This is a genomic window from Allomuricauda sp. CAU 1633 (genome assembly GCF_017313225.1).
In the GTDB taxonomy this organism is placed as follows: Bacteria; Bacteroidota; Bacteroidia; order Flavobacteriales; family Flavobacteriaceae; genus Flagellimonas.
The window spans coordinates 1-12,080 of sequence record NZ_JAFLNE010000006.1 but is presented as its reverse complement, the minus strand read 5'-3'; the positions used below and the strand labels follow the sequence as shown (position 1 = coordinate 12,080).

12 protein-coding genes are annotated in these 12,080 nt (G+C 33.5%); 9 read left to right on the top strand and 3 right to left on the bottom strand.

The features are described 5' to 3' along the window. Positions 1-4: 4 nt before the first annotated feature. From J0X14_RS15245 to J0X14_RS15220, 6 genes are read left to right on the top strand one after another with little or no spacing between them, the layout of a single operon-like run. Positions 5-298, top strand: coding sequence for a hypothetical protein (locus J0X14_RS15245; protein WP_207098677.1), 294 nt, complete (start codon positions 5-7; stop codon positions 296-298). Between the two features lie 52 nt (positions 299-350). Beyond that, positions 351-878 carry a hypothetical protein gene (locus tag J0X14_RS15240; RefSeq protein WP_207098676.1) on the top strand — a complete coding sequence of 176 codons (528 nt, stop codon included), beginning with the start codon at positions 351-353 and terminating at the stop codon, positions 876-878. Between the two features lie 60 nt (positions 879-938). Beyond that, the gene (locus J0X14_RS15235) at positions 939-1,478 is read left to right on the top strand and encodes a hypothetical protein (protein WP_207098675.1); all 540 of its coding nucleotides are present in this window, start codon (positions 939-941) and stop codon (positions 1,476-1,478) included. Positions 1,479-1,525: 47 nt separating this feature from the next. Next, entirely contained in the window at positions 1,526-1,816 is a 291-nt protein-coding gene (locus J0X14_RS15230) for a barstar family protein (protein WP_207098674.1), read from the top strand. A 4-nt stretch (positions 1,817-1,820) separates the two neighbouring features. Beyond that, positions 1,821-2,096, top strand: coding sequence for an Imm27 family immunity protein (locus J0X14_RS15225; protein ID WP_207098673.1), 276 nt, complete (start codon positions 1,821-1,823; stop codon positions 2,094-2,096). 12 nt (positions 2,097-2,108) lie between these two features. Beyond that, positions 2,109-2,489 (top strand): hypothetical protein, encoded by a 381-nt coding sequence (locus J0X14_RS15220; protein ID WP_207098672.1) that lies wholly within the window; start codon positions 2,109-2,111, stop codon positions 2,487-2,489. A 63-nt stretch (positions 2,490-2,552) separates the two neighbouring features. Here J0X14_RS15220 and J0X14_RS15215 read toward each other — a convergent pair whose 3' ends face one another. The 3 genes from J0X14_RS15215 to J0X14_RS15205 all read right to left on the bottom strand — a co-directional run bounded on the left by J0X14_RS15215 (position 2,553) and on the right by J0X14_RS15205 (position 9,750). Beyond that, entirely contained in the window at positions 2,553-4,388 is a 1,836-nt protein-coding gene (locus J0X14_RS15215) for a DUF3857 domain-containing protein (RefSeq protein WP_207098671.1), read from the bottom strand. A gap of 153 nt (positions 4,389-4,541) precedes the next feature. Next, on the bottom strand, positions 4,542-6,563 hold the full coding sequence (locus J0X14_RS15210; RefSeq protein WP_242528053.1) for a DUF3857 domain-containing protein: 2,022 nt from the start codon (positions 6,561-6,563) through the stop codon (positions 4,542-4,544). Continuing rightward, the gene (locus tag J0X14_RS15205) at positions 6,460-9,750 is read right to left on the bottom strand and encodes a toxin-antitoxin system YwqK family antitoxin (RefSeq protein ID WP_207098670.1); all 3,291 of its coding nucleotides are present in this window, start codon (positions 9,748-9,750) and stop codon (positions 6,460-6,462) included. Before J0X14_RS15205 ends, J0X14_RS15210 begins: the two co-directional genes overlap by 104 nt. 279 nt (positions 9,751-10,029) lie before the next feature. On the opposite strand from J0X14_RS15205, the gene J0X14_RS15200 reads away from it, so the two are divergent. The 3 genes from J0X14_RS15200 (at position 10,030) to J0X14_RS15190 (ending at position 11,972) form a co-directional block, all read left to right on the top strand. After that, positions 10,030-10,428: a hypothetical protein gene (locus J0X14_RS15200; RefSeq protein WP_207098669.1), complete on the top strand. Its 399-nt coding sequence runs from the start codon at positions 10,030-10,032 to the stop codon at positions 10,426-10,428. A 333-nt stretch (positions 10,429-10,761) separates the two neighbouring features. Further along, positions 10,762-11,436: a hypothetical protein gene (locus tag J0X14_RS15195; RefSeq protein ID WP_207098668.1), complete on the top strand. Its 675-nt coding sequence runs from the start codon at positions 10,762-10,764 to the stop codon at positions 11,434-11,436. A 68-nt stretch (positions 11,437-11,504) separates the two neighbouring features. Beyond that, complete coding sequence (locus J0X14_RS15190) at positions 11,505-11,972, top strand: hypothetical protein (RefSeq protein ID WP_207098667.1); 468 nt, start codon at positions 11,505-11,507, stop codon at positions 11,970-11,972. The last annotated feature ends 108 nt before the right edge of the window (positions 11,973-12,080 follow it).

Below are 12,080 nucleotides of genomic sequence, written 5' to 3'. Positions count from 1 at the left end.
AAAAATGGACAACAACGATATAGTCTCACTTAAGAGAATTATCAATCAAACCACATCAGAAGTCAATTTTGGAACACAATTAGAATTGTTGGCCGCAGATGAGAAGGGAGATGAAATTGATGTTGGTCTTTATCCTTTGTGTCGATTTGTTTCCGAAAAAAGAGGCACTGTTCAATTTGAAATATATGGCAGTGACAATATCATTCGGTTTCCAATTGAAGAATTAGAGAGAGCAATTCAAGCAGCCAAAGAATGGGTTCAATCAGAAGATTCATTTGATTACCCTAATGAATCATAAAGTTCAAATAAACGATTTCATTCATTACGCTGAAGATGATTAAGATAAATAAATGAAGCTAATACCATCAGACCAAATTGATATTATAAGCCCGCATACAAAAGCGGAAGTGGAATATAGATTAAAAGAAAATATTCAACCTAAGAGAGGGATTGAGATACGACTGACCAAACCTAAAAATCAGAAAGCTTTTGAAGGTGTTTTGACCCAAAACGGTTTCCAAATACAAAGAGTAATAAATGGCAAAAACTCCTTTTTACCTCAAATAAAAGGAACAATACAGGAAGGATTAAACGGAACCAAAGTACAGATTGATTTGTCAATTCATAGGTTCGTAATAGTATTTATGGCTATTTGGCTAAGCATGATTGGTTTTTTCTTGATAGGAACAGTTTATGGGATAATTACCCAAGACACTAATCCCGTGTTCGCAATTGTACCATTGATAATGATTGCATTTGGAATTGGAATGGTTCATTTTGGTTATAGTTCGGAAAAGCAAAAATCCGTTAACGAATTAAAACGTATACTAGAGGGCAGAATAAGGGACAACAGTTTTGCAAATACTGTTTACAATTAAATGTATTTAAAGTTCAAATAAACGATTCAGCTATACAACGTTATACCAATTGAAACTTGCATGGCGAAAACTTTGAAAATCGTTATTATTGGATGTTCTATTTGCATGTTGGGAATACATTGCAAAAGAAAATCAAACCCATTTGACGAAATGGAAAAGGAGACATTAGAAGACAAAATTATTTGGTCCGACAACAAAAAACTGCGATGGACCGATTATAAATACGATTCTACCCAAACCTCATTTACGATATATACTAAAGTAGGATTAAGTGTTCGTTACAATGTCGAAAGACCAATATTGTTTCGATCTCACACTACTTTCTCAACCACAGAATCAACAGTTTCAGATACAACTCATTTAGATGATTTACGAATTGGACAAGCCAAATTTGACTTGCTAGAGACTTATAGACGTAAAATGGAAGAGGAGGTTGACAGCATAAGAAATTTTGAAAATCCCAATATTACCAAAGAAGTTTTCGATAACATGGTTGCCCGATTTTATAATGAATTTGAGGATGAGTGGGATAGTTTTAGACCTATTACCCTAGAATCATTAAAAGAAGTTGAGGCAGCGATTAAAAGGCGGTTGAATTAAAATGTTATTTTTAATCAGCTTCTTTATAATTGAAGTTTAAATAAACGATGATAGCCGAGTTTGTGATTAATGGGAGTCGAATAACCAGTGAAAAGAGTTTTTATAATGAAATCGAGAAGGTTTTAACAAATGGCTTGAATTGGAAGATCGGCAGAAATTTAGATGCTTTTAATGATGTTTTGAGGGGTGGTTTTGGTCAATTCGATTGTAATGAGAAAATCATCCTTAAATGGAAAAATTTTTCCAAAAGTGAAGCAAGTCTTAAACCGCAGTTCTTAAGAATGGTATTGGAAATAATTGAAGAGAATGATAATGTATCCCTTTTAAAAGTTCACTAAAACGATGAGAAACTATATGGGATTTGGTGTTTGGGAATTTTCCGATGATTTTATACAGTCAAGAAAATTGGAAATGGTGGCAATAGATTCTAAAAACTGGTTGACCTTTTTTCAAAATGAGGAGGCCAATTGGATAGAGTTTTACCCTTTTAGTGAATATCATGGTGGAGGAGCTCCATATATCATTAATATTAGTGATTACAATTTTGAAACTTGGTTGAAGGAACATGAAGGTTTTGTAACCCAAATTAGAGATTTAATCGAAACAAAAGTTCAATAAAACGATTAATGAATGGGATTGACTGAGAGAGGATTAGGGATACTTATAGAGTCATTTGCTGATTTTCTTCAAAGATTGTTTGAGGGTAATGGAAATATGGAACCTAGTGAAGAAGAGTTGGAAAAAGCATTGATAGCTCAGGGCAATCTTACACTTAAAGAAACGTTGGAACTCCCATTCTCAAAATGGCTTATTAAACTAAAAAATATAAATACTAAGGACCTGGATAAACTTAATGTCCATCTTTACGGCAAAATCATCAATGATAAAACCAATTCGGTTGAAAGATTAGAGAGAACCATTCTCCAGCTAATAAATTACCTTGATGATGAAAGGGATGAATTTTCTTTGGAAAGGAACAATATTAAAAATACATTACTTCATAATAAGTAAACAAAGTTCAAATAAACGATTTCAATCCAATCTCACCTTTTCGATTTTCGATTTCACGGTAAATTAATTAGTTGGCTCTAATACCAATGTAATTTTATTGAAGTCTGCTGCGCTGTTAATAACTTTTCTATATTCTTCAAATATGGATGGAGGAACAATATTGGTCTTGTAATACTCATCCGCTTTGACGGTTATGGTATTGCCGTCAACTTTGTAGGATGAAACGAAGGAAAAAAGGTTTTCGCCATTTTCTTCATAAACATTTTCCATTACCAATTCATCCAAATTGGCCACCTTATATCCCTTAGGAACAGTTAACTTTATGGTACGGATATAGCTTCTGGTATGTTCATTTTCCAACGGTAGCTTTCGTTCCTTTTCTTGATACATTTCAATTTGCGGACCAATCAGCTCGCCAATCTTGAACAGATACTTTCTCCCAGCTTTTTCGACAAATGCGTTTGACTTGGCATCTATTACAAAATGAATGGGCTCTACACCAAAAAGGTTAGGGTCTTCGTTCACTATGGTAGACTCTTCTACTGTCACGTTCTCATTCATGAATTTGGCTAAACTTTCAATGATATTGGTTCTATCATCCCCTTTGACCAGATTCATATACGGATGTATTGGAAGGCCATAATACCCGGTAAAAGAACGATCCAAAGCAATGGAATTAGAAGTAAGATCATCAGTGTCAAACTGAACGTCAAGAACCATTTCATCAATGGTTTTATCTGCGCTCAACGGGTCTATATACTTTATTTTGCCAACTCCTGACTTAAAACTTCCAACACTAACCTCCTTTATAAATAGGCCATAATTGTCGGTTAACCATGCTGGCGGATACCCATATCTTGAGTTTGTTTCCGTTGCGGACAAATATGTTTTGAACCTTGGAAAATAAATAAGGTAGTCATTTAAAAAATTGTGAGCCTCAAATTCCTTATCAAATTTTAAGCTTTCCCTATTGCTCGTGATTACAATTTCATGTTCAATCCCCAAATGGGTAAGAAGTGCAATATATAGCTTCATCATACCACTGGAATTGGCTACTCTTTTAGATAAAATCTCCTCCAAATCCTTTAGCGCTTCGTCGCCTCCCTTTGACAAGTAGAAATCAGCTTTTATGGTATTATCGAGCCTTCTAATTTTTGCCTCGACGCCTTCATCTTCTTTTTGTATTGTCTGTGCAATAAAGCTTTCGATTAATGATGTTGCCTTCTTTGTGGGTTCATTGTAATAATAATTATATATGTTTTGTGACACATCTCCATACGAGGAAATATCACTCAGATTTTTGGCGGTGTTCCTATCCAATTTATAGACCAAATAGGCTCTCGACGCATCGTAAGGAGACTGTGTTTCGTTATCAAGACCATCTATGGCCTCAATATCCAGTTTCCAGTGCAATCGATCTTTCACCAAAGTGTCCTTAGTGACCTCCGGCAAACCATTATAGGATTTAAATGCAAATATCAAATTGGAAGGGGAGAACAAATCAAAACCTATATCTCTTTTGTCATATTCAGTCTGCAATCGAAAAGCTGTCCCTCTATAACTTGGCTGCTTTTTTTCAACATAAAAATATTCTATAATACTCCCTTTTTCAACGCCTTCAAAGGCAAAATACTTATAATATTTACCTGTCTCTTCATCTTGAGCGCTCAATATTTTTGAATCATCAAGCTCAATTATCTTTCCTCCTTTTGTAATTACTCGGGCCTTGCTTTTAAGCAATTCGGATGTATTGGAATATGGCAGATATATCTTGTTATATGCATCTATTCGTTCGTTGCTATTTAGCCATAAAGCTTTATGTTCTAAATAATACTCCTCAAGGGCACCATCTTCAGAATAGGCAAACTCAACAACATATTTTTCTTTTAATGCCATCATTGGCTTCTCATTCGAAGTATCTATAGAATAACTCGGATTGCTATCCCAATCATAATTGGACACATAAAGAGTGTTCTGAGAATAAGTTACCAAAGCAGGTAAGAGGAGAATGATTAATATGGGTAGTCTTTTATTTAAAATGCTCATTGTCAATTATATTTTCTTTAATACAACAACTTCTTTATACCCCTGCTCAATCTTCTTTATAAGGTCGTTGACCTTCTTTTGAGTATTGATATCAAGTATTAAGCTATTATGATCTATATGGTGTTTATAAATTATTTGGCTGTCTAACAATTCATATCTAATGCTGCTGCTTATGTATTCGTTTGAAATATCGATATTCTCAGGTAGATAGTCTACTTTGTATCCTTCAGGAATAATAAAAGTGTTTTGGAAATCGAATGAATCCAAGTATTTATGTTCCAAGGGCATTTCTCTATCATCGTCTGTTTTCAATAATGCCATGCCTTTGTTAAGGTTTAGATTTATATAGATTTCATCACCTATTTTCTTGGCATAGTTGGACACGTTGAAACCATAATCAACGATAAAATCTTTGTCATAGTCAAACCTATTTGTTTCTGCGAATTCAGTTATCAAAAAACTATTGTTCCCTTTTTCAAAAAACCACTTGTAGTAGTCCCTTATTTTATCCTTTGAATCTTGTTTTTCGAGATCATAGAAAAAGTTTATTTTGGTATAGCCTGTCATTTCTGCCTTGGATGTTCCCGTTAAATCATTTCCATTCAATTTTATAGTGGCAAAATCTTTATATACACTTTTTTGCGATTTAATAACAGGCACTTTTTTAAGCATAAATGAATCCCTTCCAATAGAAACAAGGGCTTCTTTCCCCTGAATAAATGAAGTAGGAACCTCTAAAGGGTTATATCTCCCTGTTGCATCTAAATAGTATGATTTGCCTTGGTTTTCGTAGTACAAAATCATGTGATTGTCAACGGATGGAGTAGGAACATCCGAATAACTATAAGGAATACTCCTCGTGCCTATCCAAGCTAAATTTCCTTTAATACCCGCAATCTCCAACATTTTAAATAGTAGGCTTGTATTGTCTTTGCAATCCCCATACTTTTTATTGAAAACTTCATTTGCTTCCCTTGGCACAAACCCTCCTAAAGCATATTCAAAAGCTATATACTTGATGTTTTCTTGGACCCAATAGTAGATTGCTTTGACTTTTTCCAGTTCATTCTTTTTGTTTTTGGTTAAGTCATTTACAATTTGAACCAACTCATCTGAAGTTTTTTCTTTATTGATATTTTTAGTTAAGGAGTAATACCAGCTATAAAGGTTAGAAACATCGTTCCCGACATCAATTGTTTCACCATTGTATTTATAGGAAGAAATTATAGGGATGATATGTGGCAATATGCTTTTATAAGTTGGCGAACGGCTCTCATACTTAAATTCATCCATATCCTTCAACTCCCAAGTATAGATATTACTTTTTCTAGTTTGACTCTTTGAAAACTTAATGGGAATACTATCCGTGTTGAATTCCTTAAAACGAAGGTTTATATCCTTATCCGCAATAATCGTAAACTTATTATTCTTGATAGGGTAAAAGCTCCCAAAATAGTGGGCATTCAAAAACCTTGGGTTCTTTATGGTTTGCTCATACTTTAACTTGGTTTTGGTTCCTGTACCTAACCGAGGAAAAATAAAATTTATGGATTTTAAGTCATCGTAGAATGCATTGTCCAAATCATCCTTTTCTTTGAAGTCAGAAACACTGAATTCTTGATACTGATCTCCTTCGATAGCGTAAGAAGATGCTTCTATACTCTCTAAATCATAAAAGGTCGAAAAACTCAAAGATTGTTTGGCATTATTTTTTGCCCCATCGTCCAAGTAGATGTCTTCCTCAGAAAAGTCTTGAGTTATCTTAAATTTACCATCATCAAGGCCAATCGTCAATGTCGATTCCTGGCTCAATCTTATTGAATGCGAATTTGGGTATAGTTCCTTATATCTTTTATACTCAGAAGTAATTTGAGAGTATGAACTAAACACAAAAAAGTAAGCGCATAAAGCGACTAAAAATTCCCTACAGGGTCTTAGATGATACGATACTGTCATCAAAATATAATTCTTCTTTTTGCAATTTACCATCTTCATTATATGATTTGGAAACTCCTTCCTTAATGTCATACAAGTAGTTCACTTCTTTTCTTAGATTACCGTTCGAATAATATTCTTTGGCAATTCCATCCCTTTTCCCTAACTGATAAACCTCTTCTTCTTTTACATTTCCATTTGAAAAATACTCCAATCTCTTCCCATCAAACTCTCCATCAATGTAAAATACCTCTTCTAATAATTGGCCCGAGTAATGATATTCCTTATACTGATTAATGAGTTCACCATTTTTGTATTCCATTTCTCTCGAAACCTTGCCATTGTCATAATAGGTGAAAATTTTTGCCGTTTCATTTTCAATTGGAATCATTGGTAATTCTTTTGAATTTTCATCCAAATAACTATATCCAATCATGCGGCCATATTCATAAAACCTAACGATTTGCAGGTTCCCATCTGGGCCATATGTTTCTCTTCTTCCATGGTATTCATCATTTAAATACTTAACCTTTGTATAAATATTTCCATTTTCATAATAGGAGTTGACTTCATCTTCCCGTTTGCCTAACAAGTAATTATTTTTAAAATCTATACTTCCATCTTTGTAGTAAAATATGTAATCTCCATCCAATTCACCATTCAGATAATTTGCTTCTGTTTCAACGTTTCCGTTATCATGATACCATATCCACTTACCATGCATATTTCCATTTAAATATTCACCCGTCGTCTTTTTTCTCCCATAAAAATCAAAGAGAGTACATGGACCATGCTTTACACCATTTACATAAGTATATTTAACACTCGGTTTTTTGTTATAATGGTATACTATCATTTCATATTTTCCATCATGTCCTTGATGATTGATTTCATAAACAACATTACCTTGTTTATCATAAGCAATATCTTTTACATTCTCTCCAAAATCATATATGCTAGAAGTCTTCTTAATTCCTTCTCCAGAAAAAAACTGTTGTTCTCCATGTAACATTCCTTTGTGAAAGAAGTTGATGGCTGTTACTGTGCCATCAGGAGAATACGTTCTCCACTCACCATGATGTAGATTGTTCTTATACCACCCTTGTGTCTTCATCTTGCCATTAAGATGATAATCTGTATAGTATCCATTTAGCGTATCATTCTTATAGGGAGAAACAGAATGAAGTTTACCATTGCCATAATACTCTTTATACTCACCATTCAGTTTATTGTCTTTATAATTTCCTTCACCAGTAATCACCCCATGAGATGAATAATATTTCCACATACCGATTTTACCCCCTTTGATGTCATATAAGCCTTCGGAAGTTATTTTTCCATATGGAGAATATCCTTTATAGTAGAATTCGCCTCCTTTCTTTCGGTTTTCTTCTATGACTGCACCTTTTTTGTCATAAAACTTATATGCGATCACCTCTCCTTTTCGATATTCGTATTCGTAATGGATTTTTTCGTCTTTATCATAATACTTGTATTCCCCGGTTATTTCTCCTTCATCATCATAATAGAAATCACTTTCAAGTGTTCCATTACTGTAAAAGGTTTGCCAGTGACCAACATAATAACCGGTATTGGTTTGTCCTACTTCTTTGGGATTACCATTAGGATGATAAGTTTTATAAGGTCCGTTCCAGTATCCATCTACGCTATTTGCATCCATGGAAAGCTTTCCGTTTAGGTAGTAACTGTATTCGGGGCCATTGTTCTCACCATTAACAAAATTTATTTCAGACTTAACAGTACCTGTTGGGTAATATTCAAAATAAGTGCCTTGGGCGTTACCCTCAATATATTCTACTTTTGACTCTAACAGCTCTTCACCAATGTTGTAGAAAGATTGGTAGGTTCCATCCAGTACTCCATTTTTAAAATATTTTTTTTGTTGTAAGGCACCCTTTTCTGTGAAATATCTATACTCGCCATCAAGCTTGCCATCTTTATAATAAGCAACAAGCTTTTTCCTACCATTTTCATAATATTGGTGGTTCAATCCATTTGAATTACCATCAATGTAATTTCCTGTCTCGCTTTTTTCTCCTTTATAATTGTACCATGTCCAATCTCCTTCCCTATTTCCTGATGAATTAAAATTGCCTTTAACCGTTAGTCTGCCCTGGTCGTTATAAAAATTCCATTTCCCAAAGGGGGTATCATCTTCCATTTTGCCAATAGCTCCCAATTTTCCATTTTCATAGTAATAGGTAATGGTTTCTTTTTTTCCGTACCACTCTTCGGTGTTCTTTTGGACAACATCTGCCCATTTTTGTTTGGCCATGCCGTAAAATTCAGAAATCTCATCTGCCTTTTTTTCAACTATTTTTTTGAAAGATTCATTTTCGATAGAGTATGAAAGTGTATAGCTGAAAACATCGAAATGTCCATTGTTCACAATCCACTGATAAAATGGAACAAACTTTTTATCCCAAAACCCACCATTACCTGAAAATTTCTTTAAAGATTCCAAGAGAGCATGATTCTGCCTGGTTAATGCAATATCAATTTCATTACCAGTTTCATATTTCTCATTCATAGCCACTCTATTGTTAAGAATCAGATCAATCTCTTCAAAGCTGTTGTCGTCAATGGAAACCGTCAAATTAGGGTTTCTAGAGTTCTCATTTTTGGAACTTACAACATTATTAAGGGATTTTAGAGTAGCAAACGCATCTGGTTCAAGCAGTAGGTAAATATCAAAACACATTAATGCTTGACTCATCAACTCCTGCTTGTAACATATATTTCCCAATTGCAAATACACTTTTTTGTATAGCGGATCTAGTAGGATGACCTTTTGATACATTTTGACAGCATCTTCAATCTGGCCTAAGCTTTCAAAACTCAACCCCTTATTGAACCAAAGGGTTTTGTTCATTGGAAATTTTTCAAGCCCTTGATCGCATAGGTTTAAAGCCTCTTGGTATTTCTCTTTGCCAAGTAATGCTACTACTTTATTGATGATATATGAGCTGCATAAATCTTTGCAATCTTCCTGAAGACCAAGGTCAGTCAACCGAATCACCTCATCATACTTTTTAAGCAAAATGTTAAAATATGATTTGGTTACAATGCTGGACAAATAAGAGGAATCATTTGGATTTATTTGACCTAATAGCTCAAGTGCTTTTTCATATTGCCCTTTTTGTTGCTCATCGGCAACCTGACTAATAATTGAATCAAAGTCAACAAATGGTATTTTTTCCTGTGCTAAATTGAAATAACTAACTGATAAAGCAGAAAGTAAGAGGAGAGTTTTCTTCATTTTTCAAATATAGAAAAGGAACTTAAAATTCAACATTTAATGTAGGGGGTTTCGATATTTATGTTTGTTTATTCGATTAAATCATTGATTTTTCTTTAGATAACATTTCTCTTTTACAGAAGGGGCCCCTCAAAAAAATTGAAAGGAGCTAAAGAAAAATGATTAAAAGTTCAAATAAACGATTATTAACTTAAAGGCATAATGCATATACAAACATTGATCATACCCCTACGTTACGCAACATTTTACCAACCTCCATGTGAAAATTGATATGAAAATATGACATTAGAAGAAAGATTAGATTTTTGTAAAATATGTACAAACCGAAAAACTGATTTTAAAATTGGACTTGTTTGTAGTTTAACAAATCACAAACCTGATTTTGAGGATGAGTGCGAATTTTTCATCAAAGACGAAAAAGAAGCTGAAAGAAAATTAAACCTTAAACTTAACGCTGCTGGACCTTCTAGGAGCCAAAATGGTTCGTTGAAACCAGCAAAAAACATTAATTATGGAGTTTTTTTAACAGTATCTGGAATTCTTATTTTATTATTTATATCTCTCTTATTTGGTGTAATAATCTTAACAGCTGGAATCTCATTTTTAATTAGAGGTTATTCACAGAAAAAAATCTTGGCAGAAAATAGCTCTTTTAACGAAAAGTTGAAGAATAAATGAACAGTGCCCTATGAAAAGCCCTGATCCAGTTCTTCCAATAGTTCAAATAAACGATACTACAGGGACAATAAGCTGAGCATTGAAGAAATCATGAAACTTATTGATGTTGGTTCTAAAAAGACCCTTTATAAATATTTCGCTCACCAAGGCAGAAGAAAGTGTATGGAATGCGGAGATTTGTTTTGGGACAAGAACCAAGCTTTCGACAAAGCTTATTGCAAAAAGCACAAAAGGAAAATCAAAACCAGTTGACTGCTTCCTATTCAATTTCACCGAAAACCTAATTCTTGATAAATAGAATTTTCCTACATTTAAAAAATACGGAATTGTTATATGTTCTTGAGAAAAATATTTACAATAACAGTGATGATCTTTTGCCTCAAGTCTCATGCGCAGAAGAAAATAGTAGTTGACAAGGACATTATTAACCTTTCTTCTTTGATTGACCATAGTACTTACATAAGCGATTTAAAAAAAGTACCCGAAAAAATCAAATTCAATCTTGAAAACTACTTGAGTATAATCCTAGATAAATTGTATGTAAATGCTCAATTTCGTGATGGTTATATTTCAGATTTGGCAGGATATTTCAAGGAAAACCCAAATACTTTTGATCGTGGTTGGATTATTACGAAATATCAATTTGTATATAATTTAAAAGTACCTGAACTTGGAATTGTGAACTATCCATTAAAAATTGATATGGATGAGTATGGACAAATAATTAATTGTAATTGGCCAAGAAAGCGGTTTGGAAAACCAAATGATTTTGTATCACGTGTTGAGATTGAGAAGAGAGTGCTGAAATGGGCAGAAAAGAAAAAGCTTGATTCTAATGATTATGATGTGGACTTGATATACGATTCTGGAAACAATACAATGTCTTGGAAAATTCAATTTCCTGCAAAGGAACCAGGTGTTAGTAGGCGATATCAAATATTGGAAATTAACTGGATTAATGGTGAAATACTAAAGGAATACAATATTTATACTTCGATAAGTAATTAACAATAAATGTATGCAGGAATGGAAATGGTTCTATGGGATTACAATCCAATACTTAGTTTAAATAAACGATGAGAATACAAAGCACAATTCTATTTTGGGTTATAGTTCTTCTTTTTTCATCATACGTAGTTGGTCAAGAATCAATCTATATTTTAGACGACAATATTTATGGAGATATTACCGATGGATTACCCGACAATTCAAGAAGTATAGAATTGAGAAATGAACAAGGAAAAGTTATCGGAGTTGGTAAAGTAGCCTTTCAAAAAAACAAATCAACTAATCTTCGTGTAGGTTACTGGAAAGAATATTATCAAAATGGGATTTTAGAAAAAGAAGGAACTTATAAATTAGGTTCATATGTGCAATGCTGTTTTGGTGGGGCTTGTGCACAATACTACTACTATCGAACAGGTTTGTGGAAATTCTACGATACTGATGGCAACATCAGTCATGAATTAGAATTTGAACCTTCCAAAATATATATTGATACTAATTGTGAAGGTGGTGACGATCTATTGTGTAGCCTTCCCTAAAAATAGGACAGCTTAAAATTAGAATTTTCTAACTTTAAATTTTAACTGTCACATGAAAAAAAGCAAGTTTACCGAGAGCCAGATCATTCGGGCACTTAAAGAGAACGA